This window comes from Tardiphaga sp. OK245, assembly GCF_900108575.1.
Lineage (GTDB): Bacteria > Pseudomonadota > Alphaproteobacteria > Rhizobiales > Xanthobacteraceae > Tardiphaga > Tardiphaga robiniae.
In genome coordinates this window covers 1-24,890 of the sequence record NZ_FNWZ01000006.1, presented here as the reverse complement: position 1 = coordinate 24,890, position 24,890 = coordinate 1, and the positions used below count along the sequence as shown (strand labels likewise).

Annotated in this window: 37 protein-coding genes; 2 read left to right on the top strand and 35 right to left on the bottom strand. The window is 60.9% G+C overall.

Going from position 1 to position 24,890, the window contains the following annotated elements; all coding sequences use genetic code 11:
- Positions 1-51: 51 nt before the first annotated feature.
- The 6 genes from BLW80_RS26555 to BLW80_RS26530 all read right to left on the bottom strand — a co-directional run bounded on the left by BLW80_RS26555 (position 52) and on the right by BLW80_RS26530 (position 5,757).
- Positions 52-375 (bottom strand): hypothetical protein, encoded by a 324-nt coding sequence (locus tag BLW80_RS26555; protein WP_093761535.1) that lies wholly within the window; start codon positions 373-375, stop codon positions 52-54.
- Positions 376-404: 29 nt separating this feature from the next.
- Positions 405-1,037 carry a 5,6-dimethylbenzimidazole synthase gene (gene bluB, locus BLW80_RS26550; protein ID WP_244528466.1) on the bottom strand — a complete coding sequence of 211 codons (633 nt, stop codon included), beginning with the start codon at positions 1,035-1,037 and terminating at the stop codon, positions 405-407.
- A gap of 52 nt (positions 1,038-1,089) precedes the next feature.
- On the bottom strand, positions 1,090-2,550 hold the full coding sequence (locus BLW80_RS26545) for an RluA family pseudouridine synthase (RefSeq protein ID WP_093761230.1): 1,461 nt from the start codon (positions 2,548-2,550) through the stop codon (positions 1,090-1,092).
- Entirely contained in the window at positions 2,547-3,878 is a 1,332-nt protein-coding gene (locus tag BLW80_RS26540; protein ID WP_093761228.1) for a replication-associated recombination protein A, read from the bottom strand. The genes BLW80_RS26545 and BLW80_RS26540 overlap by 4 nt, the downstream gene beginning before the upstream one ends.
- On the bottom strand, positions 3,875-5,287 hold the full coding sequence (locus BLW80_RS26535) for a DegQ family serine endoprotease (protein ID WP_093761226.1): 1,413 nt from the start codon (positions 5,285-5,287) through the stop codon (positions 3,875-3,877). The genes BLW80_RS26540 and BLW80_RS26535 overlap by 4 nt, the downstream gene beginning before the upstream one ends.
- A 65-nt stretch (positions 5,288-5,352) precedes the next feature.
- Entirely contained in the window at positions 5,353-5,757 is a 405-nt protein-coding gene (locus tag BLW80_RS26530) for a winged helix-turn-helix transcriptional regulator (protein ID WP_093761224.1), read from the bottom strand.
- A 121-nt stretch (positions 5,758-5,878) separates the two neighbouring features.
- Between BLW80_RS26530 and BLW80_RS26525 the strand changes: the two genes are divergently transcribed.
- On the top strand, positions 5,879-6,892 hold the full coding sequence (locus BLW80_RS26525) for a zinc-binding alcohol dehydrogenase family protein (RefSeq protein WP_093761222.1): 1,014 nt from the start codon (positions 5,879-5,881) through the stop codon (positions 6,890-6,892).
- A 365-nt stretch (positions 6,893-7,257) separates the two neighbouring features.
- On the top strand, positions 7,258-8,703 hold the full coding sequence (locus BLW80_RS26520; protein ID WP_093761220.1) for an OprO/OprP family phosphate-selective porin: 1,446 nt from the start codon (positions 7,258-7,260) through the stop codon (positions 8,701-8,703).
- A gap of 109 nt (positions 8,704-8,812) precedes the next feature.
- On the opposite strand, the gene BLW80_RS26515 is transcribed toward BLW80_RS26520, so the two are convergent.
- The 29 genes from BLW80_RS26515 to BLW80_RS26375 all read right to left on the bottom strand — a co-directional run.
- Positions 8,813-9,607 carry an SDR family NAD(P)-dependent oxidoreductase gene (locus BLW80_RS26515; RefSeq protein ID WP_093761218.1) on the bottom strand — a complete coding sequence of 265 codons (795 nt, stop codon included), beginning with the start codon at positions 9,605-9,607 and terminating at the stop codon, positions 8,813-8,815.
- A gap of 136 nt (positions 9,608-9,743) precedes the next feature.
- On the bottom strand, positions 9,744-10,157 hold the full coding sequence (gene rplQ / locus BLW80_RS26510; RefSeq protein WP_089268182.1) for a 50S ribosomal protein L17: 414 nt from the start codon (positions 10,155-10,157) through the stop codon (positions 9,744-9,746).
- Between the two features lie 124 nt (positions 10,158-10,281).
- A complete protein-coding gene (locus tag BLW80_RS26505; protein WP_089268181.1) occupies positions 10,282-11,313 on the bottom strand; it encodes a DNA-directed RNA polymerase subunit alpha in 1,032 nt (343 codons plus the stop codon).
- 99 nt (positions 11,314-11,412) lie between these two features.
- Entirely contained in the window at positions 11,413-11,802 is a 390-nt protein-coding gene (rpsK, locus tag BLW80_RS26500) for a 30S ribosomal protein S11 (RefSeq protein WP_068731453.1), read from the bottom strand.
- A gap of 107 nt (positions 11,803-11,909) precedes the next feature.
- Positions 11,910-12,278 (bottom strand): 30S ribosomal protein S13, encoded by a 369-nt coding sequence (rpsM, locus tag BLW80_RS26495; RefSeq protein WP_068731455.1) that lies wholly within the window; start codon positions 12,276-12,278, stop codon positions 11,910-11,912.
- Positions 12,279-12,457: 179 nt separating this feature from the next.
- Positions 12,458-13,387 (bottom strand): adenylate kinase, encoded by a 930-nt coding sequence (locus BLW80_RS26490; protein WP_093761216.1) that lies wholly within the window; start codon positions 13,385-13,387, stop codon positions 12,458-12,460.
- A complete protein-coding gene (secY, locus tag BLW80_RS26485) occupies positions 13,384-14,715 on the bottom strand; it encodes a preprotein translocase subunit SecY (RefSeq protein WP_089268179.1) in 1,332 nt (443 codons plus the stop codon). The genes BLW80_RS26490 and secY overlap by 4 nt, the downstream gene beginning before the upstream one ends.
- A 150-nt stretch (positions 14,716-14,865) precedes the next feature.
- On the bottom strand, positions 14,866-15,351 hold the full coding sequence (gene rplO / locus BLW80_RS26480; protein WP_093761214.1) for a 50S ribosomal protein L15: 486 nt from the start codon (positions 15,349-15,351) through the stop codon (positions 14,866-14,868).
- A gap of 115 nt (positions 15,352-15,466) precedes the next feature.
- Positions 15,467-15,661: a 50S ribosomal protein L30 gene (gene rpmD / locus BLW80_RS26475; RefSeq protein ID WP_068731463.1), complete on the bottom strand. Its 195-nt coding sequence runs from the start codon at positions 15,659-15,661 to the stop codon at positions 15,467-15,469.
- A gap of 80 nt (positions 15,662-15,741) precedes the next feature.
- On the bottom strand, positions 15,742-16,314 hold the full coding sequence (rpsE, locus tag BLW80_RS26470; protein WP_068731465.1) for a 30S ribosomal protein S5: 573 nt from the start codon (positions 16,312-16,314) through the stop codon (positions 15,742-15,744).
- An 87-nt stretch (positions 16,315-16,401) separates the two neighbouring features.
- The gene (rplR, locus tag BLW80_RS26465) at positions 16,402-16,764 is read right to left on the bottom strand and encodes a 50S ribosomal protein L18 (protein WP_068731467.1); all 363 of its coding nucleotides are present in this window, start codon (positions 16,762-16,764) and stop codon (positions 16,402-16,404) included.
- 11 nt (positions 16,765-16,775) lie between these two features.
- Positions 16,776-17,309, bottom strand: a complete 534-nt coding sequence (rplF, locus tag BLW80_RS26460) for a 50S ribosomal protein L6 (RefSeq protein WP_089268177.1) — start codon at positions 17,307-17,309, stop codon at positions 16,776-16,778.
- A 13-nt stretch (positions 17,310-17,322) separates the two neighbouring features.
- Positions 17,323-17,721, bottom strand: coding sequence for a 30S ribosomal protein S8 (gene rpsH / locus BLW80_RS26455; RefSeq protein WP_089268176.1), 399 nt, complete (start codon positions 17,719-17,721; stop codon positions 17,323-17,325).
- A gap of 12 nt (positions 17,722-17,733) precedes the next feature.
- The gene (gene rpsN, locus BLW80_RS26450) at positions 17,734-18,039 is read right to left on the bottom strand and encodes a 30S ribosomal protein S14 (protein ID WP_089268175.1); all 306 of its coding nucleotides are present in this window, start codon (positions 18,037-18,039) and stop codon (positions 17,734-17,736) included.
- 43 nt (positions 18,040-18,082) lie between these two features.
- Positions 18,083-18,643, bottom strand: coding sequence for a 50S ribosomal protein L5 (gene rplE / locus BLW80_RS26445; RefSeq protein ID WP_089268174.1), 561 nt, complete (start codon positions 18,641-18,643; stop codon positions 18,083-18,085).
- Positions 18,636-18,950, bottom strand: a complete 315-nt coding sequence (gene rplX, locus BLW80_RS26440) for a 50S ribosomal protein L24 (protein ID WP_068731477.1) — start codon at positions 18,948-18,950, stop codon at positions 18,636-18,638. Before rplX ends, rplE begins: the two co-directional genes overlap by 8 nt.
- Entirely contained in the window at positions 18,950-19,318 is a 369-nt protein-coding gene (gene rplN / locus BLW80_RS26435; RefSeq protein ID WP_068731479.1) for a 50S ribosomal protein L14, read from the bottom strand. The genes rplX and rplN overlap by 1 nt, the downstream gene beginning before the upstream one ends.
- A gap of 41 nt (positions 19,319-19,359) precedes the next feature.
- Positions 19,360-19,608, bottom strand: a complete 249-nt coding sequence (gene rpsQ / locus BLW80_RS26430; RefSeq protein WP_089268173.1) for a 30S ribosomal protein S17 — start codon at positions 19,606-19,608, stop codon at positions 19,360-19,362.
- Positions 19,609-19,618: 10 nt separating this feature from the next.
- The gene (gene rpmC, locus BLW80_RS26425; protein ID WP_089268172.1) at positions 19,619-19,828 is read right to left on the bottom strand and encodes a 50S ribosomal protein L29; all 210 of its coding nucleotides are present in this window, start codon (positions 19,826-19,828) and stop codon (positions 19,619-19,621) included.
- A 4-nt stretch (positions 19,829-19,832) separates the two neighbouring features.
- Positions 19,833-20,246, bottom strand: coding sequence for a 50S ribosomal protein L16 (rplP, locus tag BLW80_RS26420; RefSeq protein ID WP_089268171.1), 414 nt, complete (start codon positions 20,244-20,246; stop codon positions 19,833-19,835).
- Positions 20,247-20,278: 32 nt separating this feature from the next.
- Entirely contained in the window at positions 20,279-20,977 is a 699-nt protein-coding gene (gene rpsC / locus BLW80_RS26415; RefSeq protein ID WP_068731624.1) for a 30S ribosomal protein S3, read from the bottom strand.
- 19 nt (positions 20,978-20,996) lie between these two features.
- Complete coding sequence (gene rplV / locus BLW80_RS26410; RefSeq protein WP_068731486.1) at positions 20,997-21,383, bottom strand: 50S ribosomal protein L22; 387 nt, start codon at positions 21,381-21,383, stop codon at positions 20,997-20,999.
- Positions 21,384-21,393: 10 nt separating this feature from the next.
- Entirely contained in the window at positions 21,394-21,672 is a 279-nt protein-coding gene (gene rpsS, locus BLW80_RS26405; RefSeq protein ID WP_089268170.1) for a 30S ribosomal protein S19, read from the bottom strand.
- A 12-nt stretch (positions 21,673-21,684) separates the two neighbouring features.
- Positions 21,685-22,518: a 50S ribosomal protein L2 gene (gene rplB, locus BLW80_RS26400; protein WP_068731490.1), complete on the bottom strand. Its 834-nt coding sequence runs from the start codon at positions 22,516-22,518 to the stop codon at positions 21,685-21,687.
- Positions 22,519-22,530: 12 nt separating this feature from the next.
- Positions 22,531-22,830 carry a 50S ribosomal protein L23 gene (locus tag BLW80_RS26395; RefSeq protein ID WP_068731492.1) on the bottom strand — a complete coding sequence of 100 codons (300 nt, stop codon included), beginning with the start codon at positions 22,828-22,830 and terminating at the stop codon, positions 22,531-22,533.
- Complete coding sequence (gene rplD, locus BLW80_RS26390; RefSeq protein WP_089268169.1) at positions 22,827-23,447, bottom strand: 50S ribosomal protein L4; 621 nt, start codon at positions 23,445-23,447, stop codon at positions 22,827-22,829. The genes BLW80_RS26395 and rplD overlap by 4 nt, the downstream gene beginning before the upstream one ends.
- 1 nt (position 23,448) lies before the next feature.
- A complete protein-coding gene (rplC, locus tag BLW80_RS26385) occupies positions 23,449-24,174 on the bottom strand; it encodes a 50S ribosomal protein L3 (RefSeq protein ID WP_068731496.1) in 726 nt (241 codons plus the stop codon).
- Positions 24,175-24,225: 51 nt separating this feature from the next.
- The gene (gene rpsJ, locus BLW80_RS26380) at positions 24,226-24,534 is read right to left on the bottom strand and encodes a 30S ribosomal protein S10 (protein ID WP_013166261.1); all 309 of its coding nucleotides are present in this window, start codon (positions 24,532-24,534) and stop codon (positions 24,226-24,228) included.
- Positions 24,535-24,617: 83 nt separating this feature from the next.
- A partial coding sequence (locus tag BLW80_RS26375) for an EF-Tu C-terminal domain-related protein (RefSeq protein ID WP_502688638.1) occupies positions 24,618-24,890 on the bottom strand: 273 nt, incomplete at its 5' end.

Sequence of the window (24,890 nt, the reverse complement as noted above, 5' to 3'; positions counted from 1 at the left end):
GCCGTCAATTTACGCGACAGACGGGCGCCACGCGAGACCAAATCGCTCGTATCAGCGATTGGCGCAGGCTCGCGAATAGGTCGCACGATCATTCGGGCCGAGACCCGCAGCGGCGCCATCCTGCAAACAGTCGGTGATACGATCGCTGAAGGACCTCCGCGCCTGCGGGACATTCTGCTGCCGCGGCAGATCGCCGAGCTGAGGCACGACAGGTACTTCGATCCGCGGCGGTGGCGGTGCGGGCGGCAGTGGCGTGATCAAGGCCGGGTTGCCGGGCACTCCGATAACCTGCGCGACCGCAGGCGCAGCAGAGAGCGCCGCCGCAACGGCGACCAACAGAGCGAATGGGATGGAGCGATGTCTCATTGGTCTCATGTTGTCACGATCCCGCATCACATCAAGTGTCAGCGCCGGACAATGTGATCCGCTGCCGAATGACGGCGTTCCCATCCGGCGCGCTCGAGTTCCGGCCGATCATCGTCGATCTCCGGATAACCGATGCAGAAATAGCCGATCAACCGCCAGTCACGGGGTATATCGAGTGTCGCGGCAATTGCAGCAGGATCGAGGATCGAGACCCAGCCCATGCCGATGCCTTCAGCGCGCGCGGCGAGCCACATGGTTGCGATCGCCGTCACCACCGAATAGTCCGCCATCTCCGGCATGGTGCGGCGGCCAAGGCCGTGGCCGACATCCGTCGCGTGGTCTGCAAATACCGCGAGGTGGCATGGCGCTTCGCGCAGACCGGCGAGCTTGAGCGCCGCATAGCTCTGCGCGAGTTCGCCGGTATAGGCGCTCAACGCCTCGGCATTGCAGGCGCTGAAATTCTCCAGCACCGCCTGACGACGTGACGCATCGTCGACGATGACAAAGCGCCATGGCTGGCTCAGGCCCACCGAAGGCGCCAGGCACGCGGTATCGAGCAGGCGATCGAGAAAGCCCGCAGGCAGTGGATCGGACTTGAAGCGCCTGATATCGCGGCGCCACACAAACAGATCATGCAGACGCGCGCGAAACGCGGCGTCGAAATCGGGCACGTCGGCGGTTGCCGACGTCGCGCACGGGATGTTGTCGGAGCCCGACAACGCCCTACTCTTCCGGTGCGTTCTCGATCGGATCGAACCGGTCGTGTTCGAGACCGAGCAAGTTCCACGATTGCAGCATATGCGGCGGCAGCGGCGCCGTCGCGTCGATCACGCCGCCACGCGGATGCGGGATCACAATGCGGCGCGCCAGCAGATGCAAACGCTTCTGAATGCCGCCCGGCAACTGCCAGTTCTCGATGTTGAAATATTTCGGGTCGCCGACGATCGCGTGGCCGATATGCGCCATATGCGCGCGCAACTGATGCGTACGCCCCGTCACCGGTTTCAGCGACACCCAGGCGAGTTTTTGCGCTGACGTCTCCACCACGGCGTAATAGGTCACCGCATGGCTTGCGCCCTCGTCGCCATGTTTGGCGACGCGCATGATGGTGTCTTCTTCGTTTTCTTCCTTCGCCAGATAGGTCGAGATGCGGCCCTGCTTCGGCTTCGGTACACCGGCAACCAGCGCCCAATAGATCTTTCGTGCGGAGCGTTCGCGGAACGCACCGGTGAGCTTGGTCGCCGCAAAACGCGTCTTGGCGATCAAGAGGCAGCCCGACGTCTCCCGGTCGAGACGGTGCACCAGACGCGGCTTCTGCCCCTTGGCGTCGCGCATCACCTCCAGCATCATGTCGACGTGACGCGTCATGCCCGAGCCGCCCTGCACCGCGAGACCGGCCGGCTTGTTCAGCACCATGACGTCGGCGTCCTCGTAGATCGTCATCTCCTTGAGCGCCTGCAGAGTTTTGTTGGCAGCCTCCGAGAGTTCACCGACAACCTTCGGCGCATCGAGCTTTAGCGGCGGAATGCGGACCGTCTGTCCTTCTTCCAGCCGATCCTTGCTGTCGGCACGCTTACCGTTCACACGTAGTTCGCCTTTACGGACGATGCGCTGGATATGGGAGAATGACAGGCCGGGAAAATGCGCTTCGAGAAAGCGATCGACGCGCATGCCGTTCTCATCAGGCGTGACGATGACGTTCTGCACGGCGGTGGGCAGCGGCGCTGGCGCAACTTCCGGCTTCGCCGGTTCTTCGTCGAGATAAGGCACAGGTGGTCGCGGCTCACGCAGCGGCGCGTTGCCATAACGCGGCGCGGCCTTGCCGCCCGGACGCGAACCGGAAGGACGCGAGCTTGGTGGACGCTTGCCGGCCGGACGCTCGGAGCGCTGCGGCGCATCGAAGCGCTCGCTTCGCTCGGCACGCTGAGGGCGTTCGGATCGCTCGGCACGTTCCGGCCGCTCGGCCCACTCTGAGCGTTCACCGGCACGCGCACGCGGCGGACGCGCACTCATCGGGCGATCGCTGCTCACGCGGCCAGCCTTGCCAAATGACGGCCGCTCGCCCTTCGACGGGGCGGCTTTGGAGGTAGCGCCCTTCGGCGCGGCGCCCTTGCCACGCGGCGCCTTGCTGCGCTCACCACCGGGACCACGCTTGGCGAGAGGCTTCTTGTCGCGACGGCTCATGATTGTCTCTCGTTCCTCAGTCTGGTCCAGTAATCCAGCCGCTTGCGAATCTCGCGTTCGAACCCGCGCTCAGGCGGATCATAGAAGGTCTGACGCCCCAAGGCTTCCGGGAAATAGTCTTGGCCGGAGAAAGCTTCGGGCGCGTCGTGGTCGTATTGGTACCCGTCGCCATAGCCTTCGGACTTCATCAGCTTGGTCGGCGAGTTCAGGATGTGCTTCGGCGGCAGCAGCGAGCCGCCCTCTTTCGCGGTCCGCATCGCGGCCTTGTAGGCCATATAGGCAGCATTCGATTTCGGCGCGGTGGCGATGTAGATCACCGCCTGCGCGATGGCGAGTTCGCCTTCGGGATGGCCGAGGAAATCATAGGCATCCTTGGCGGCATTGCAGATCACCAGCGCCTGCGGATCGGCAAGACCGATGTCCTCCACGGCCATCCGCACCACGCGGCGCGCCAGGAACAGCGGATCCTCGCCGGCGTCTAACATCCGGCACAGGTAATACAGCGCCGCATCGGGATCGCTGCCGCGCACCGACTTATGGAGCGCCGAGATCAGATTGTAGTGACCATCGGCCGACTTGTCGTAGATCGGCGCACGGCGTTGCAGGATGTCCTGCAACTGCGCGGCGTTGAACACTTCATTGGTCCGCGCGGCGCGCCAGACTTCTTCCACCAAAGTCAGCGCGGCGCGGCCATCGCCATCGGCCATGCGTACCAGCACCGCACGTGCCTCGGCGTCGAGCGGCAGCGCGCGGCCTTCGACCTTCTCCGCATGCGCGAACAGTTTCTCGATGGCGGCCGCATCCAGCGACTGGAACACCAGCACACGCGCGCGCGACAACAGAGCGGCGTTGAGCTCGAAGGATGGGTTCTCGGTAGTGGCACCGACGAGCACCACGGTGCCGTCTTCCATCACAGGCAAGAATGAATCCTGCTGTGCTTTGTTGAAGCGATGCACCTCGTCGACGAACAGCAGCGTACCCTTGCCCATCTCGCGGCGGGCACGTGCGGCTTCAAATACTTTCTTCAGATCGGCAACACCGGAGAACACCGCGGAGATCTGCTCGAATTGAAGCTCCGTTGCGTCCGCAAGCAGCCGCGCGACGGTGGTCTTGCCGGTGCCGGGCGGCCCCCAGAACACTAGCGAGCCCAGCGTGCGCGTCTCCAGCATCCGCGTCAGCGCGCCATCGGGGCCAAGGATATGATCCTGCCCGACCACATCGGACAGCACGCGCGGCCGCAGCCGCTCAGGTAGCGGACGCGGCGCGTCCTGCTCCAGCCCGGCTGCGGCAAACAGGTTTGCAGAAGGCGTGGGTTGTTTCGGGCTCATCCGCCGAGTGTAACGTTGATCTGCTGGCCGCCGCGCACCACCACGATGCGCCACAGCCGCGCACCCTCGCGCGTCACCTTGTCGAGATCGCTGGTCTTGCCGATCTTGGTCCCGTTGACCGCGACGATAAGATCGCCCTTCTGGAAGCCGACGCCAGCCGCCGTGGCGGTGTCCGTCAGCTCGGTGATGACAACGCCCTCGGTGCTGGAATCCAGCCGCAACTCGTCGGCAACGGCCGGCGAGATATTGGCGACCTTGGCGCCCTGGAATGGCGAGCGCGCCGTCAGCGTGATCTCGTCACGGCCCGTGTCAGGGGCCGCCTCGAGCGCAACGGTCAGCTTCACCGGCTTGCCACTGCGTTGCGCATCGAGCTGTGCAGTGCCGCCGAGCGGGCGTGTCGCGAAGCGATATTCGAACGCGTTCGGATCCTCGATGGTCTGGCCATCGATGGCGGTCACGAGATCGGAGACCTTGAGACCAGCCTTCGCCGCCGGGCTGTTCGCCGTGACATTGACGACCAGAGCGCCGGATGGCGTCTTGAGGCCGAGCGTCTCGGCAATTTCAGGCGTGATGTTCTGCAGCCGCGCGCCGAGCCACGGACGCTTCACGGCCTTGCCGCCTGATTTGGCGGAGGCAACGACGACGCGGACCATGTTGGCCGGGATCGCAAAGCCGATGCCCTGCGAGCCGCCGGAGCGCGAGAAGATCGCGGTGTTCACACCAACAAGCTTGCCGGTCATGTCGACCAGCGCGCCGCCGGAATTGCCGGGATTGATCGCAGCATCGGTCTGAATGAAGAACTGATAGTCGGTGATACCGACCTGCGTGCGCGCGAGCGCCGACACGATACCGTGGGTCACGGTCTGGCCAACGCCGAACGGGTTGCCGATGGCGAGAACGACATCACCAACCAACAGATCGTCGGAGTTGGAGAAATCCAGCGTCGGGAATTTCTCCTTGCTGTCCTTGATGCGCAGCACCGCCAGATCGGTGCGGCTGTCCTTGAGCACGATCTCTGCCTCGAACTCGCGCTTGTCCGCCAGCGACACCTTCACCTGGTCGGCGCCTTCGATGACGTGGTTGTTCGTAACGACGAGGCCAGATGCGTCGACCATCACACCCGAACCGAGCGAACGCTGCATCTGCTCCGGCTGCATACCCTGGCCGCCGAAGAAGCGGCGGAACACCGGATCGTCCAGCAACGGATTGCGATTCTGCACCGTCTTGGCCGCATAGACATTCACCACGGCCGGCTGCACCCGCTGCACGATCGGCGCGTAGGACAGCTTCATTTCCGTGGGCGAAGTCGGGACCCGGCGATCTTGTGCAAGAGCCGGCGCGAGTGCGGACGACAGGACAATGGCGCACAGAGCGGAAGCGATCGCGGCGTTGCGGAAAAATGGGATCATCGGGGCCTCTTTGAGGAAATCGCGGCGAATATAGGCTGCTGAGCGGGGCAATAGAAGGGCGGGAACTAGCTTGCGTCCGCCGGCACATCCTTCTCCACCGGCGCCTTTTTGCGCGGCTGGGGCGCTACGGCCGCGGCCGACTTCTGGCGCATCTTGTGCGCATCACCCCACGCCTTGAGGGCATCGATGACCGGGCGCAATCCGAGCCCGGTTTCCGACAGTGCATATTCGACCCGCGGCGGGACCTCGGCATAGACCGTCCGGACGATCAGCCCATCCTCCTCGAGCGCGCGCAGCTGTTTGGTCAGCATACGTTGGGTGATCCGTGGCATCAGCTTGCGCAGCTCGCCGAAACGCAGCCGCCCCTGCTGCAGATGATACAGGATCACGCCCTTCCATTTGCCGTCGATCAGATCGAGCGTCACCTCGACCGGACAGCCCGGCCCATTGCCGAAATCACGCCGTTTCATCGCAAATACCCAATAGTATCCATTCGGTGACTATATCCCTGAAATGACAGTACTTGCAATTATTGTCGCCTCGGGACACGTCTTTTGGGACATTTCCGCCAGAAGCTATGGAGCGCACCCAATGAAGGCAGTCGGCTACACCAAATCCCTCCCAATCGACGCAGCTGACGCACTGGTCGATTTCGAGGCTCCGAAGCCCGAACCGACCGGTCGCGACATCCGCGTGTCGGTGAAGGCGATCTCGGCTAATCCCGTCGATTTCAAGGTGCGCAAGCGCGCGGCGCCGGCAGCCGGCGAGACCAAGATCCTCGGTTATGACGCTGCTGGCATCGTCGATGCTGTCGGCCCCGATGTGACGATGTTCAAGCCGGGCGACGAGGTGTTCTATGCCGGCTCGATCCAGCGCCAGGGCACCAATGCCGAGTTCCATCTGGTCGATGAGCGCATTGTCGGCCGCAAGCCCTCCTCGCTTTCCTTCGCACAGTCTGCGGCGTTGCCGCTCACCGCGATCACCGCCTGGGAACTGCTTTTCGATCGGCTCGGCGTCGCGCCGGGCAAGAGCCTCGATCCACGCACGCTGCTCATCATGGGCGGTGCCGGCGGTGTCGGCTCGATCCTCGTCCAGCTCGCACGCCGCCTCACCGGCCTCACCGTTGTGGCAACTGCATCGCGGCCCGAGACGATCAAGTGGTGCCAGGATCTCGGCGCACATGCGGTGATCGATCACAGCAAGCCGCTGAAGGAGCAGATCGACGCATTGAAACTGCCGCCGGTCTCACTCGTCGCCAGCCTCACGGGGACGGAACAGCACTACAAGGCGCTTGCCGACCTGATCGCACCGCAGGGCAAGTTGGGGCTGATCGACGATCCCGTTGAATTCAACATGTCCGCCTTCAAGGGCAAGGCCGTCTCGGTGCACTGGGAATCCATGTTCACGCGATCGTCATTCCAGACGCCTGACATGATCGCGCAGCATTACCTCCTCAACGACGTCGCAGATCTCATCGACAAGGGCGTGCTGCGCACCACGCTCGACAAGACCTTCGGCACCATCAATGCCGCGAATCTCAAGCGCGCGCATGCGCAGCTCGAATCCGGCAAGTCGCACGGCAAGATCGTGCTCGAAGGCTGGTGATCACGGAACTGCTACCCACGAAATTCCCGCCTGGAGACACCTACGATAACAGAGCGCATCCATGGATGCGCTCTTCTCATATAATAGCTAATTAAGATAGCTAATTATCTAAATCGCTTGTGATCGAAAAGCGACACCGCGGTGTCGTTCACTACAATGCGATGCGGGTTTTACAGAACTGTCGCAAAGCTTGCCTAATTTGCCCGCGAGCTCAACGGTAGCTCGCTTGTTAAATGTGAACGGCGCCTGGCGAGAGCCTCCGGACGTTCTCTTTCGCAAGATCACAAACACAGATCCATACGCGTCCATCACCTGCGGAGCAATTCGCGGGGCGTGTCGGATTTTGTCTTCTACAGGGGTACTCCATGTCTTTCACGACACACAAAATCCTGGGCACACTCGGCGTGATCGGCGCGCTGGCCGTAGGCCCGGCGCATGCGCAGTCATCGAATGATGAGATCGCCGTATTGAAAGCGCAGCTCCGCGCGCTGGAAAAGAAGCTCGATAACGTTCAGAAGCAGGCCAACACCACGCAAAAGCAGACGGAATCGGTCAAGCAGAATTTTGCGAATGCCAACGCTGCCATGCACAAGAAGGCTGTGCCCTTCATCAACGCGAACCTGACGATGCCCGGCAACCGTCCGACCTTCTGCACCGACGACGGTCTGAACTGCATCGCCATCACCGGCCGTCTGCACCTCGACACCGCCGCCTATTCGTTCTCGCCGAAGTCCGCCGGCACTAGTCCCCAGAGCGTGAATGACGGCATCAACGCCCGTCGTGCCCGCCTCGGCCTGATCGGCACCTTCAACAAGGATTGGGAATACGGCGTGATTGTCGATGCCGGCGGTACCACCGATGGCGATGTCACGCTCAACAACGCCTATGTCGCCTATAAGGGCGTCAAGGGCCTGTTGATCCAGGGCGGTTACATCGACGTCCCTTATACGCTGGACGAAGCGACCAGCTCGAACAACATCATGTTCATGGAACGCGCAGCTTCGCAGGTTCTCGCGACCAGCCTCGCGGCAGGCGACAACCGCGCCGCGTTCGGTGGTCAGGTATTCGGCGATCAATACTGGGTCGGCGCTTACGTGACCGGTCCGACGACCGGCCTCAACGTCAATCACAGCCAGCCGCAGCCGCTCGGCGCCACCTTCCGCGCCGTCGGTCTGCCGATCAACAACGAAGTCGGCACCGTCCTCGTCGGTTTCGACGCGCTGTATCTCGCCCAGACCGGTGGAGTGACCAACAACACACTCGGCATGTCCGATCGCATCGAAGTTCGCGTCGATCCGGCGACCAACGCATTGCTTAACACCGGCACCATGAACTTCGTGAACAATGCCCGTGTGCTGAGCGGTGAAGCCGCCGTCAAGTTCGGCAGCTTCATGGCATCGGGCGAATACTTCGACTACAACATCCAGCGCAGCAACGGTCTGTCCGACCTGAGCTTCAATGGCGGTTACGGCCAGGCCAGCTACGTCATCACCGGCGAACAGCACAAGTACAACACGTCGGCCGGTGCCTTCGGCGGCATCAACCCGGCCCGCCCGGTCAACTTCGCGACCGGCGATCTCGGTGCGTGGGAACTCGCGGTGCGCTACAGCTACGCCAGCCTGAATGACGGTGTCATTCGCGGCGGTGAACTGAAGAACACCACGGTCGGCGTGAACTGGTATGTGAACCAGAACATGCGCTTCATGTTCAACTGGATCCACGGCACCGTCGACAAGTTCGCCGTCAACAGCAACATGAACACCGGTGCTGACTACGACGTGTTCGCGATGCGCACGCAGGTAGCCTTCTAAGCGCAAAACGCTTCTGTAATCCTCCAGGTTCGGGGCTGCATACCCACGGTCCCACAACGAAAAAAGGCGGCGCTTCGGCGCCGCCTTTTTATCTTTGCGGGGCGTACGCTTATGCGATGGTCTGGACGATCCCGCCCTCTGCACGCAGCGCTGCACCGTTGGTCACGGCCGCCTCCTTCGACGAGACATAGACGACCATGTTCGCGATCTCCTCGACGGTGGCGAAGCGCTGGATCAGCGATGTCGAGCGGTGCTGCTTGACGAAGTTGGAAGCAGCCTCTTCGACCGATTGCCCGTTCTGTTTGGCGAGATCCTTGACGAAGGTCTCGACGCCTTCCGACATGGTCGGTCCGGGCAGCACGGAATTGACCGTCACAGCCGTGCCCTTGGTGAGCTCCGCGAGGCCACGCGAGATCGCGAGCTGCGCTGTCTTCGTCATCCCGTAGTGAATCATCTCGCCGGGAATGTTCAGTCCGGACTCCGACGAGATGAAAACGATACGGCCCCAGTTGCGCTTCAGCATGCCCTGCATGTAGGCGCGCGACAGCCGGATGCCCGACATCACATTGACCTCGAAGAAGCGCGTCCAGTCCTCATCGGGAATATCGAAGAAACCCTTAGGCTCGAAGATACCGGCATTGTTGATGAGAATATCGACCTCGGGGAGCGCCGAGGCGAGCGCGTTGCAGCCCTCCGCTGTCGACACGTCGGCAGCGACACCTTTCACCTTGGCCCCGGGCACGACCTTGGTGATCGCAGCGATTGCCGCGTCCACCTTGCCCTGACTGCGGCCGTTCACAACAACCTGAGCGCCAGTGGCGGCCAGGCCCTTGGCAATGGCGTGACCAATGCCCGAGGTCGAGCCCGTCACGAGTGCTGTCTTGCCCGTCAGATCGATCTTCATATGCGTACTCCCGTTTGAATGACGGAGCTGATATCGGAACGCGGATTGAAAGATGCAACTGCATCCAAAAGACGAAAGCGCAACAAAAAAGCGGCGCACAAGGCGCCGCTTTTCCGAAAATCTGATGTGACGTGGCTTACGCCGCTTCGGACGCGCCCTGCACCGGACCCGAATCCTTGCCCTTGGCGTCTTCGTCGCGATCGACGAATTCGATCAGAGCCATCGGGGCGTTGTCGCCGTAGCGGAAGCCGGCCTTGATGATGCGGGTGTAACCGCCCTGGCGATCAGCGTAGCGCTTGGCCAGCACGTCGAACAGCTTGCGGACCTGATCCTGGTCCTTCATCTCGCTGATGGCCTGGCGACGCATGTGGAGGCCGCCCTTCTTGCCGAGGGTGACGAGCTTCTCCACGATCGGGCGGAGCTCCTTGGCCTTCGGAAGCGTGGTGATGATCTGCTCGTGCTTGATCAGCGACGCGCACATGTTGGCGAACATCGCCTTGCGATGTTCTGCGGTGCGGTTGAGCTTGCGATGAACCTTGCCGTGACGCATTGGAATATTCCTTATATTTCAGTTTGCCGCGACGGTTCGTCGGACATCATGTTGCAGGTGGGCTGCCTGCGTTCGCCCATAACGCCATGGCCGGGCTAGACCCCGGCCACGCCGCTCGTGATGCTCAGTAGTGATCTTCGAAGCGCTTGGCCAACTCGTCGATATTTTCCGGCGGCCAACCGGGCACTTCCATGCCGAGGTGCAGACCCATCTGGGCGAGCACTTCCTTGATTTCGTTCAGCGACTTGCGGCCGAAGTTCGGAGTGCGGAGCATTTCTGCTTCCGACTTCTGAACGAGGTCGCCGATGTAAACGATGTTGTCGTTCTTCAGGCAGTTTGCCGAACGCACCGAGAGCTCGAGTTCGTCGACCTTCTTGAGGAAAGCCGGATTGAAAGCGAGATCCGGAATGACTTCCTGAGCAACTTCCTTGCGGGGCTCTTCGAAGTTCACGAACACGTTGAGCTGGTCCTGCAGAATGCGCGCAGCGTAAGCGACCGCGTCATCCGGCGTCAGCGCGCCGTTGGTCTCGATGGTCATCGTCAGCTTGTCGTAATCGAGGATCTGGCCCTCACGGGTGTTCTCGACCTTGTACGACACCTTGCGAACCGGCGAGTACAGGCTGTCGATCGGGATCAGGCCGATTGGCGCGTCTTCCGGACGGTTATGTTCGGCAGCGACGTAGCCCTTGCCGCCGGCAACGGTGAATTCCATACGGATCTCAGCGCCCTCGTCGAGGGTGCAGATCTGCAGGTCGGGATTGAGAACGGTCACGTCGCCGACAGTCTGAATGTCGCCGGCGGTCACGACGCCCGGGCCCTGCTTCTTCACGACCATGCGCTTCGGGCCTTCGCCCAGCATCTTGATCGAGATGTCCTTCACGTTCAGCACGATGTCGGTGACGTCTTCACGCACGCCGGCAATCGAGGAGAATTCATGCAGCACGCCGTCGATGTGCACCGACTGCACGGCAGCGCCCTGCAGCGAGGACAGCAGGATGCGGCGGAGTGCGTTACCGAGGGTCTGGCCGAAACCGCGCTCGAGCGGTTCGGCGACCAGGGTCGCAAAGCGGGTTGGATCGCTGCCAGGGGTTACCTGCAGCTTGTTCGGCCGGATAAGTTCTTGCCAATTTTTCTGGATCGTCACTGTGTCACCCATGCCATCAAACTCACTGGCGTTGGAGATCGCGGATCAGTCCGCGTAAGTCGCATCGCAAAAGCGATCGCGGGCAGCCGAGCCACCCGCGATCAAAAAGTATCAAACGCGCCGACGCTTGCGCGGGCGGCAACCGTTATGCGGGATCGAAGTCACGTCGCGGATCGAGGTGACCGTGAAGCCCGCGGCCTGCAGCGCGCGGAGAGCCGATTCACGACCCGAACCCGGACCGCCGACTTCGACTTCCAGCGTGCGCATGCCGTGTTCCTGCGCCTTCTTCGACACGTCTTCAGCAGCAACCTGCGCTGCATACGGGGTCGACTTGCGCGAGCCCTTGAAGCCCATCGTGCCAGCCGACGACCAGGCAATCGTGTTGCCCTGCGCGTCAGTGATGGTGATGGTCGTGTTATTGAACGACGAATTCACGTGCGCGATGCCCGATGCAATGTTCTTGCGCTCGCGGCGACGAATACGTCCGGCTTCCTTTGCCATCTCTAACCTTTCTGAGGATCTCAACGCCGCCGTAATGCCAGCGGCTACACCAAAAATAATTGAAGAAGCGGATGATCATCCGCTTCCGCAAACTCGTATTCGAAAGCTTACTTCTTCTTGCCGGCGATCGACTTGGCCGGGCCCTTGCGGGTGCGCGCATTGGTATGCGTGCGCTGGCCACGAACCGGCAGACCGCGACGATGACGCAGACCGCGATAGCAGCCGAGGTCCATCAGACGCTTGATGTTCATGCCCGTCTCGCGACGAAGATCGCCCTCGACCAGATAGTCGCGGTCGATGACTTCGCGGATCTGCAGAACTTCCGCGTCGCTGAGCTGATTGACGCGGCGTTCCGGAGTGATCTTTACCTTCTCGATGATATCGGCGGCGTTCTTCTGGCCGATGCCATGAATGTACTGCAGCGCGATCAGCACGCGCTTGTTGGTCGGGATGTTTACACCGGCGATACGGGCCACAACTTCTCTCCTGTCACCAGTCCATCACGAACCGGCATTATCATCATTTGTCGGGCGGGTATTCACAAACGCGAACACGACGCCCGTCCCCTGGATTTCAGTGGGGCCCGGCATCGTTGGAATCTTCCGACTGGATGAGGGCCTTATTAAAGTATTCGACTTCGTTTCGTCAACCTGCTCTAGCGTTGGACGCGCTTTTTGCCGGCTTTCTTGGCCACTTTACCGGCCTTCTTGGCTGGCTTTTTGGCCGACTTGCTGGTTTTGGCCTTCGAAGCCGATTTTACAGCCTTTTTGGCTGCTTTTACCGCCTTTTTGACCGTTTTCTTGACAGTCTTCTTTACGGCTTTCTTGGCCGCCTTTGCCTTCTTGGCGACCTTTACCGGCGCCTTCTTGGCCTTCTTGACTGCCTTCGCAGCTTTTTTGGCCGACTTGGCCGCTTTCTTGGCCGGAGCAGATCCCCACTTGGCGGCAGAGGCCTTCTTGGCGGGCTTGCGGGCCGGCTTCTTCGCCGACTCATCGGCGGCGAGAATCGCTGCCAGCACGCGGTTGATTTCAGCCGTCACCTCTTCGATGGTCATCATGCCATCGATGGTCACCAGCTTCCGCTTCTCCGAATAATAATGCACCAGCGGCTCGGTCGAAGTGCGGTAGCTCGCCAGGCGCTTCGACAGCACTTCCGGCGTATCGTCGATGCGCACGGTCTCGCCGCGCTCCATCATCTGCGCGACACGGGCTTCGACACGCTGCAACAGCGCACTCTCGTTGACGCGGAGTTCAACGGCAGCATCGAGATGAAGCCCCTTGGACTTCAGCAGTGCATCCAGCGCTTCAGCCTGCGGCACGGTGCGCGGGAAGCCGTCGAGGATGAAGCCATTGGCGGCATCCGGCAGCTCGATGCGATCCGAGATGATCCCGATCACAATATCATCGGGCACCAGGCCGCCAGCGGCCATGATGTCCTTGGCCTTGAGGCCAACTTCGGTCTCGGCAGCCACGGCAGCACGCAGCATGTCACCGGTGGACAGCTGAACGATGTTGTGACGTTCGACAAGACGATGTGCCTGAGTTCCCTTGCCCGCCCCCGGCGGCCCGAGAAGAATCAACCTCATTTGCGCCGGCCCCTCAGCTTCGACTTGCGGATCAAACCTTCATACTGGTGCGCCAGCAGATAGCCCTGCACCTGCGCCACAGTATCCATGGTGACACTGACCACGATCAGCAGCGACGTGCCGCCGAAGTAGAACGGCACCGAGGCGTAGGAAATCAGAATCTCGGGGATCAAGCAGACCACGGCGAGATAGGCAGCGCCGAGCACAGTGATACGCGAGAGCACATAGTCGATGTATTCTGCGGTCCGCTCACCCGGGCGAATGCCGGGGATGAAGCCGCCGTGCTTCTTCAGATTGTCGGCAGTCTCGGTCGGGTTGAACACGATCGCCGTATAGAAGAACGCGAAGAACACGATCAGCGACACATACATGATCAGGAACAGCGGACGGCCATGGCTGAGCTGCGTGGTCAGCCACTGGAACCATTCCGGCCCCTTCCCTGCATTGAAGCTCGCGATGGTCGCTGGCAGCAACAACAGCGATGACGCGAAGATCGGCGGGATCACGCCCGAGGTGTTGAGCTTCAGCGGCAGATGCGAGGACTGGCCCTCGAACATCTTGTTGCCGACCTGACGCTTCGGATACTGGATCAGCAGGCGGCGCTGGGCGCGCTCCATGAACACGATGAAGGCGATCACGACCACAGCCATGACGATGACGACCAGGATCAGACCGGTCGACAGTGCGCCCTGACGACCCAGTTCGAGCATATTGGCGATCGCCGACGGAAGCTCGGCCACGATGCCGGCAAGAATGATCAGCGAGATGCCATTGCCGATGCCGCGCGAGGTGATCTGCTCACCCAGCCACATCAAGAACATCGTGCCGCCGGTCAGCGTGACCGAGGTCGAGATCAGGAAGAACATGCCGGGTTCGCTGACGACATTGCCGGCGCCCTGCAGGCCCGCCGCAATGGCATAGGACTGGAATGCAGCGAGGATGACAGTCAGGTAACGGGTATACTGGTTCAGCGTCTTGCGGCCCGCCTCGCCCTCTTTCTTGAGAGCTTCGAGCTGGGGCGACACGGTGGTCAGCAGCTGAATGATAATCGATGCCGAAATATACGGCATGATGTTCAGCGCAAAAATCGCCATGCGGTTGATGCCGCCGCCCGCGAACATGTTGAACATGCCGAGGATGCCGCCGGCCTGCTGCTTGAACACCTGTTCCCACGCGGCCGGATCGATGCCGGGCAGCGGAATATAGGTGCCGAGCCGATAAACAAGCAGCGCACCCAGTGTGAACCAGATGCGCTTCTTCAGTTCATCGGCCTTGCCGAGGGCCGAAAAGTTGAGGTTTGCTGCTAATTGCTCTGCTGCAGAGACCATGTTTGGCTTTCTCCCGCGCCCCTTTCGCCATCATGCCCCGAAAGAGCGGGGCATGCAGCGGAGGCCGGACATTATTTGGTGCTCGGCATTGATAAAATCTACTGCCACATCACGCAAGGCCGCCCGCAGACGCAGGCGATGCCGCAGATGTTACGCAGCTTCGCCGTCGGCCTTCTTCGGCGCGATGATCTTCACCGAACCGCCAGCCTTCTCGATGGCTGCGATCGCCGTCTTGGTGGCGCCGTGCACTTCGATGTTGATCTTGGCCTTGATCTCGCCACGACCGAGAACACGCACACCAGCCTTCGAGCGGCGCAGAACGCCAGCCTTCACCAGCGATTCAGCGTTGATCACGGCCTTGATGTCGATGGTCTTCGCATCGATCGCGTCCTGGAGACGGTCCAGGTTGATCTCGGCGTAATCGAGACGGAAGATGTTGTTGAAGCCGCGCTTCGGCAGACGACGATGCAACGGCATCTGGCCGCCCTCGAAGCCCTTGATGCGGACGCCCGAACGTGCGGTCTGGCCCTTGCCGCCGCGGCCCGCGGTCTTGCCCTTGCCGGAGCCGATGCCACGGCCGACGCGCATACGCTTCTTACGGGAGCCGGCGTTATCGGCGATATCGCTGAGCTTCATCGTTCTTTTCCCTGTTTCGCCCTGTCTTCCCGAGGCTTACCGGCAGATCCGGACCTCGAAGGTCAACAGTGTCATCCCTGCGGCAACCTGGCGGCCGCAGTGAGACGACGTGAACTTACTTATCCTCGACCACGCGGACGAGGTGCTGCACTTTGGTGATCATGCCGCGAACTTCAGGAGTGTCCTGCAATTCGCTGACGCGACCGATCTTGTTGAGCTTGAGGCCGATCAGCGTAGAACGCTGCGAGTGGTGCCGGCGAATTGCGCTGGCGACCTGCTCGACCTTGATCATCTTTGCGGCCTTGGCCATCGTGATAACTCCAAAAAGTCTTTTTAGAGGGCATGATCCTTATCAGAAAAGTGGAGATCCACTTTTCCGAATCATGCCTGTTATTCGGCAACCAGCTCGGCGTCACCGCCAACGCGGCGCGACTGCAGGGTGGACACCTTGATGTTGCGGCGAGCAGCAACCGAACGCGGCGAATCCTGATGCTTCAGCGCGTCGAAAGTGGCGCGAACCATGTTGTAAGGATTCGACGAACCGATCGACTTGGCCACGACGTCCTGGATACCCAGCGTTTCGAACACAGCGCGCATCGGACCGCCGGCGATGATGCCGGTACCAGCCGGAGCAGCACGCAGATACACGCGACCCGCGCCATGACGGCCAGCGATGTCGTGATGCAGCGTGCGACCTTCGCGCAGAGCGACGCGCGTCAGGTTGCGCTTGGCCGACTCGGTTGCCTTGCGGATTGCTTCCGGAACTTCACGGGCCTTACCGTGACCGAACCCGACCCTGCCCTTCTGATCGCCAATGACGACCAGAGCTGCAAAGCCGAAGCGCTTACCGCCCTTGACGACCTTCGCCACACGATTGATGTGGACGAGCTTGTCGACGAACTCACTATCACGCTCTTCCCGGGGGCCCCGGTCGCGTCCGCCGCGTTCGCGTTCACCTGCCATGGTGTTTTCCAATCCTTGCGAAGCTTTCGCTTCTAACCCTGTGTCCGTTCAAATCTGCAACTTGCAAATCAACGAAAGTGAAATCGCTTAGAAGCTGAGCCCGCCTTCGCGAGCCGCATCTGCCAGCGCCTTGACGCGCCCGTGGTACAGATACTGACCACGGTCGAACACCACTTCCTTGACGCCATTCTTGACCGCGCGCTCTGCCAGCAGCTTGCCGACAGCCTGCGCCGCATCGACGTCCGCACCGGTCTTGCCGGTTTCGCGCATCGCCTTCTCCAGCGACGACGCGGAAGCGAGCGTCTCGCCCTTCAGGTCGTCGATGACCTGCGCGTAGATGTGCTTCGACGAGCGGAAGATCGACAGGCGCGGACGGCCATTGGCAGTCCGGCGGAGCGAGAGCCGCACGCGTTGCTTGCGCCGGGCATTCGTAATCTTGAGTTTCGACATGACCGGCTCCGTTACTTCTTCTTGCCTTCCTTGCGGAAGATAAACTCGTCGGAATAACGTACGCCCTTGCCCTTATAAGGCTCTGGCGGACGATAGCTGCGGATCTCCGCGGCTACCTGACCGACGCGCTGCGAGTCGTTGCCGGCGACGTTGATCTCGGTCGGCTTCGGCACCGTGATGGTGATGCCTTCCGGGATCGCGTAGACGACATCGTGGCTGTAACCGAGCGCCAGCTGCAGGTTCTTGCCCTGCAGGGCCGCACGATAACCGACGCCGGTGATCTCGAGCTTCTTCTCGAAACCCTTGGTAACGCCTTCGAGCAGATTCGCGATCTGCGCGCGAGCGGTACCGTACAGTGCACGGGCGCGGTTGGTTTCGACGCGAGGAGCAACCTTGATTGCCCCCTCTTCCATCTTCACCACCACGTCGTCGTGCACGACGAACTGAAGAGCGCCCTTGGGGCCCTTCATCTTGACGGTCTGGCCTTCGACGGACGCGGTAACTCCCGCGGTCACCGCCACTGGCTTCTTGCCAACTCGTGACATGACTGATCCTTCCTCAGAACACCGTGAAGAGAACTTCACCGCCCACATTCGCGTCGCGCGCGTCGTGGTCGGCCATAATTCCCTTGGGCGTCGACAAAACGGAGATACCGAGGCCGTTCTTCACGCGCGGCAGGTTCTTCACCGAGACGTAAACGCGACGTCCTGGCTTCGAAACACGCTCGATTTCGCGGATGACCGGCTCGCCATCGAAATACTTGAGTTCGATCTCGAGTTCCGAACGGCCCGACGAATGCTCGACGCTGGCGAAGCCACGGATGTAGCCTTCGTTCTTCAGCACTTCGAGCACGTTGGCGCGCATCTTGGAGCCCGGGGTCGAAACCTTGGACTTGGTACGCATCTGCGCATTGCGGATACGGGTGATGAGATCGCTGATTGGATCGTGGGTCGACATGTTCCGCCCCCCTTACCAGCTGGACTTCACGAGCCCGGGAACCAGGCCCTTCGAGCCGAGTTCACGCAGCGCGATACGGCTGAGCTTGTTGATACGATAGACCGAATGCGGACGACCGGTGATTTCGCAACGGTTCATGATCCGAACGGGCGATGAATTGCGCGGAAGCTCGGCGAGCTTCAGCGTTGCGGCGAACCGCTCTTCCATCGGCTTGGTCTTGTCGGCGATGATGGCCTTGAGACGCGCGCGCTTCGGCGCAGCGTTCGCGGACATCTTCTTCCGACGGTTGTTCTTCTCGATCGAACTCTTCTTTGCCATGCTTGGCTCCTGGGTTACCGCGTTTGAGAAGCTTTTCAGCTACTCACTGCCGGAACGGGAAATTGAAAGCGGTCAACAAAGCGCGGGCCTCGTCGTCGGTGCGCGCAGTGGTGCACACCGTGATGTCCATGCCCAGCGGCGTATCCCCGGCCTTGTCGAAATCGATTTCCGGGAAAATGATGTGCTCTTTGAGACCGAGCGAGTAGTTGCCACGGCCGTCGAAGCTCTTGGCGTTCAGGCCACGGAAATCTCGCACGCGCGGCAGAGCGACGTTCACCAGACGATCGATGAACTCGTACATCTTCGTCTTGCGGAGAGTCACCTTGGCGCCGATCGGCTGGTTTTCACGCAGCTTGAAGGTCGCGATAGCAACGCGCGAATAGGTCACGATGGCCTTCTGACCGGCGATCAGCGACAGGTCGCCGGCAGCGGTTTCGGCCTTCTTGCGGTCGTTCACAGCTTCGCCAACGCCCATGTTCAGGACGATCTTGTCGAGGCGCGGAACCTGCATGACGTTTTCGTAGCCGAACTGTTCAGTCAGCTTGGCACGAATGGACTTGTCGTATTCGACGCGCAGGCGCGGAATGTAGACGGTCTCAGACATCGATCTCTGCTCCCGAACGCTTGGCGATACGCACCTTGGTGCCATCAGCCTGGATCTTGAAACCAACGCGAGTCGGCTTGCCGTCCTTGCCGACGATCGCGATGTTGGACAGTTGGATCGGCGCCTCTTTCGAGATGATGCCGCCTTCCTGTGCCTGGGTCTGCTTCTGGTGACGCTTGACCAGGTTGACGCCGCGAACCAGCGCCTTGCCCTCGGTCGGGCGCACTTCAAACACTTCGCCGGTACGGCCCTTGTCGCGACCGTTCAGCACGATGACCTTGTCACCCTTGCGAATTTTGGCAGCCATTACAGCACCTCCGGCGCAAGCGAGATGATCTTCATGTGGTTCTTGGCGCGCAGCTCACGCGGCACGGGCCCGAAGATACGGGTACCGATCGGCTCGGACTGATTGTTGATCAGCACGGCAGCGTTGCGATCGAAGCGGATGACAGAGCCATCCGGGCGGCGAATGTCCTTGCGGACGCGCACGACGACCGCCTTCATGACGTCGCCCTTCTTCACCTTCCCACGTGGGATGGCTTCCTTGATCGATACGACAATTACGTCGCCAACGGATGCATAACGGCGCTTGGATCCACCAATCACCTTAATGCACATGACACGGCGTGCGCCTGAATTATCGGCCACGTCGAGGTTGGTCTGCATCTGAATCATTGATGCACCTCGTCCTCTGTTTATGCGCTAATGCGCGATTTTTAGGCAGTCTTCTTCTGTTCGCCCCGGACAACCGTCCAGTGCTTCAGCTTCGACATCGGCTTGCTCTCTTCGATCCACACCATGTCGCCCGGCTTGAACTCGTTGTTCTCGTCGTGGGCATGGTAGTTTTTCGAACGGCGAATGGTCTTCTTGTAGATCGGGTGCGTAAAGCGACGGTCAACGCGAACAACAACCGTCTTGGCTTGCTTGTCGCTGACGACCACGCCCTGCAGAGTACGTTTCGGCATGTTCGGCCCCTTACTTCGACTTACCGTCGCGCTTCTGCGCGGCGATGGTCTTGATTCGTGCAATATCACGACGCGCCTCACGAAGGCGAGAGGTGTTTTCCAGCTGCCCGGTGGCGCGCTGGAAGCGCAAGTTGAAACGCTCCTTCTTCAGATTGAGGACGGCGTCGTCCATCTGATCGGGGCTCATTGCGCGGATATCGCTGGTTTTCATTTCGGCCATGGCTCTACTCCGCAATGCGCGTAACGAAACGCGTCTTGATCGGCAGCTTGGCGGCAGCGAGGGTCATCGCTTCCTTGGCAATCTGCGTGGTGACACCGTCGATCTCGAAGATCACTCGGCCTGGCTTGACGCGCGCAACCCACAGTTCCGGGGTACCCTTGCCGGAGCCCATTCGGACTTCAGCGGGCTTCTTCGAAACCGGAAGATCCGGGAACACCCGGATCCAGACGCGGCCGGCACGCTTCATGTGACGGGTCAGCGCGCGACGGGCAGCTTCGATCTGACGCGCGGTCAGACGCTCCGGCGCCATTGCCTTCAGGCCGAACTGACCGAAAGCCAGCGTGGCGCCCGAAGTCGCAACGCCGTGGATCCGGCCCTTATGCGCCTTCCGGAACTTGGTCTTCTTTGGTTGCATCATGGCTTACGCCCTCAAACCTTCTAATTAAACGCTCAAGCAGCGTCGCGACGCGGCCGGGAATTGTCACCCTCGGCCATGCGCTTGTCCTGAGCCATCGGATCGTGCTCGAGGATTTCGCCCTTGAAGATCCAGACCTTGACGCCGCAGGTGCCGAACGTCGTGAACGCGGTGGCTACGCCGTAATCGATATCCGCACGCAGCGTGTGCAGCGGCACGCGACCTTCGCGATACCATTCCATACGCGCGATTTCCGCACCGCCCAGACGACCCGAGCAGTTGATACGAATGCCTTCGGCGCCGAGACGCATGGCCGACTGCACTGCCCGCTTCATCGCACGGCGGAACGCAACGCGGCGCTCGAGCTGCTGTGCGATCGACTCGGCGACCAGGGTCGCATCGAGCTCCGGCTTGCGGATTTCGACGATGTTGATCACCACGTCCGAAGAGGTGATGTCGGCAACCTTCTTGCGAAGCTTGTCGATGTCAGCGCCCTTCTTGCCGATCACAACACCCGGACGAGCCGACTGAATGGTCACGCGGCACTTCTTGTGCGGGCGCTCGATGATGATCTTGGCGACGGCAGCCTGCTTGAGCTCCTTATGCAGGATCTCGCGGATCTTGACGTCTTCGTGCAACAACTTGCCGTATTCGTTCTTGCCGGCATACCAACGTGAATCCCACGTACGGTTGATGCCAAGACGCAGACCGATTGGATTGATCTTCTGACCCATCTTATTCTCCTGCGCCTGCTTACGCTGCTGCTTCTGCTTCGACCTGACGAACGACAATCGTCAGCTGCGCAAACGGTTTAAAGATACGGCCCGAACGGCCACGGCCGCGCGGACTGAAACGCTTCATCACGATGCCCTTGCCGACATGCGCCTCGGAGACGATCAGTGCGTCAACGTCGAGGTCATGGTTGTTCTCGGCGTTAGCGATCGCCGATTCCAGGCACTTCTTCACGTCGACCGCGATCCGCTTGCGCGAGAACTGCAGGTCGGCGAGTGCAGCCGAAGCCTTGCGGCCGCGGATCATCTGCGCAACCAGGTTCAGCTTCTGCGGGCTCACGCGCAACATGCGGGCGATCGCCTTGGCCTCGTTATCCGGGAGGCTCCGTTCGCGCTTTGGCTTGCTCATGACTTAGTCCTCAGCCCTTCTTGGCTTTCTTGTCGCCGGCGTGGCCATGGAAGGTACGGGTCGGCGAGAACTCGCCGAACTTGTGACCAACCATTTCCTCGTTCACAGCGACAGGTACATGCTTCTGGCCGTTGTAAACGCCGAAGGTGAGACCCACGAACTGCGGCAAGATCGTCGAGCGACGGCTCCAGATCTTGATCACATCATGACGACCAGACGAACGAGCGGCATCTGCCTTCTTGAGCAGCGAACCCTCGACGAACGGGCCTTTCCAGACTGAACGAACCATGTCCGGCGATCCTTACTTCTTCCGCTTGTGGCGGCTGATGAGAATGAACTTGTTGGTCGACTTGTTCGACCGGGTCTTCTTGCCCTTGGTCGGCTTGCCCCAGGGCGTAACCGGGTGACGACCACCCGAGGTACGACCTTCACCACCACCGTGCGGATGGTCGATCGGGTTCATGACGACGCCGCGGTTATGCGGACGCCAGCCGAGCCAGCGGGTACGACCGGCCTTGCCGATCGAGATGTTCATGTGATCCGGGTTCGACACAGCGCCGATGGTGGCGGTGCAACGACCATGAACCAGGCGCTGTTCGCCCGAGTTCAGACGGATGATCACGTAATCATGGTCACGACCGACGAGCTGGGCATAGGTGCCGGCGGAACGAGCGATCTGGCCGCCCTTCCCGATCTTCATCTCGACGTTGTGGATGATCGTACCGATCGGCATGTTGCCGAGCGGCATGACATTGCCCGGCTTCACGTCGACATAGCTGCCGGCGATGACGGTATCGCCAACGGCCAGACGCTGCGGCGCCAGGATATAAGCCTGCTCGCCATCGGTATACTTGATCAGCGCGATGAACGCGGTGCGGTTCGGATCGTATTCCAGACGCTCGACCACGGCCGGAACGTCGACCTTGGAACGCTTGAAGTCGACGATACGATAGGACTTCTTGTGGCCACCGCCACGGAAGCGCACCGTGATGCGACCGGTGTTGTTACGACCGCCAGCCGAGTGCTTGCCTTCGGTCAGAGCCTTGACAGGCTTGCCCTTGTACAGCGCGGAACGATCCACCATGACCAGCTGACGCTGGCCGGGTGTCGTTGGGTTGAATGTCTTAAGTGCCATCGTTGATCGCCCTTACAGTCCGGTCGTAACGTCGATGCGGTGGCCCTCTTCGAGGGTCACGATCGCACGCTTGACGTTCGACTGTGAACCGAGGTTGCCACGGAAGATCTTCGTCTTGCCCTTGCGAACCAGCGTGTTCACGCTCTTTACCTTGACGTCGAACAGCTTTTCGACGGCTTCCTTGATCTGCGGCTTGGTGGCCTTGCCGTCGACCTTGAAAACAACCTTGTTGAATTCAGAAGCGACAGTGGCCTTTTCCGTCACCACAGGGGCGACGATCACGTCGTAATGGCGCGGGTCGATATTCTTCATTTGAAGCGCGCCTCCAACGCATCAAGCGCCGCCTTGGTCAGAACCAGCTTCTGACGACGCAGAATGTCATAGACGTTGATGCCCTGGATCGGCAGCACGTCAATGTTCGGAATGTTACGGGCCGCCTGAGCGAAACCGACATGAACCTCGGCGCCATCGATGATCAGCGCGTTGGTCAGGCCGAGACCCGTGAAGTGACCGAGCAGAGCCTTGGTCTTGGCGGCTTCCAGATTGGCGTTCTCGATCACGATCAAGCCGCCGTCCTTGGCCTTCGCCGACAGAGCATGCTTCAGCGCGAGTGCACGGACCTTCTTCGGCAGATCGAACGCATGGGAGCGAACGACCGGACCGAAGGCACGACCACCGCCGCGGAACTGCGGAACGCGAGCCGAACCGTGACGAGCACCGCCGGTGCCCTTCTGCTTGTACATCTTCTTGCCGGTGCGCCAGATTTCGGCGCGGCCCTTGGCCTTGTGGTTGCCCGACTGGCGCTTTGCGAGCTGCCAGTTGACGCAACGCTGGATGATGTCGGCGCGCGGATCGAGACCGAAGATGGCATCCGACAGCTCGATCGAGCCGGCGTCCTTGCCCTCAAGCGTGGTGACGTTCAGTTTCATCTCACGCTCCTTCCTGCTCGGCCGCAGGTGCTTCAACGGTCGCACCCTCTCCTGCCAGCTTGAACTTGCCGGGCTTCGGCGCGTCCTTCGGCAGAGCCTTCTTCACCGCATCGCGAACCGAAATCCAGCCGCCCTTGGAGCCAGGAACGGCACCTTCGACGAGGATCAGGCCGCGCTCGACATCAAGCTGCACGACGCGCAGGTTGAGCGTGGTGATACGATCGACACCCATGTGACCGGGCATCTTCTTGTTCTTGAAGGTCTTGCCGGGATCCTGACGACCACCGGTCGAACCGATCGAACGATGCGAAACCGACACACCGTGCGTGGCGCGAAGACCGCCGAAATTCCAGCGCTTCATACCACCGGCGAAGCCCTTACCGACCGAGGTGCCGGTGACATCGACGAACTGGCCAACCACGAAGTGGTCTGCCTGAATCTCGGCGCCGACCGGGATCAGCGCGTCTTCCGACACGCGGAATTCCGCGACCTTCCGCTTGGGTTCAACCTTGGCGACCGCGAACTGGCCGCGTTCAGCCTTGGGCAAATACACGGTCTTGCGCGAGCCCGATCCGAGCTGCAGCGCGACGTAACCGTTCTTCTCGCTGGTGAGGTGGCCAACCACCTGGCAGTTACCCAGCTTGAGCACGGTCACAGGGATATGTTCACCGGCGTCTGTGAAGACCCGGGTCATCCCGACCTTTTGTGCGATCACTCCGGAGCGCATCGGCGTGCTTCCTGTTCTTTCTGTCCGTTTGACCGGACGGGACCTAAATACTTAGAGCTTGATCTCGACGTCGACACCGGCGGCCAGGTCGAGCTTCATCAAAGCATCGACTGTCTGCGGGGTCGGATCGACGATATCGAGAAGACGCTTATGAGTGCGCATCTCGAACTGCTCGCGGCTCTTCTTGTCGACGTGCGGCGAACGGTTGACCGTGAACTTCTCGATGCGCGTCGGCAGCGGGATGGGTCCACGGACCTGTGCACCCGTGCGCTTCGCGGTGCTTACGATCTCACGGGTCGATGCATCGAGGATACGATGATCGAACGCCTTGAGACGAATGCGGATATTCTGGCCGTTCATTGCCGTGTCTTTCTTTGAAAGCGAATGGTTGTTGCGAGTAGCGAGTAGCGAGACCCGCTACTCACGACTTCCTGTTCGCGTCCTTACTCGATGATGCTAGCGACGACGCCTGCACCGACGGTGCGGCCGCCTTCACGGATGGCGAAGCGCAGCTTTTCTTCCATGGCGATCGGCACGATCAGGTGCACTTCCATGGCGATGTTGTCGCCCGGCATCACCATTTCGGTGCCTTCCGGCAGATGCACAACACCGGTCACGTCGGTGGTGCGGAAGTAGAACTGCGGACGGTAGTTGGTGAAGAACGGCGTGTGACGGCCACCCTCTTCCTTGGTCAGGATGTAAGCCTCGGCCTTGAA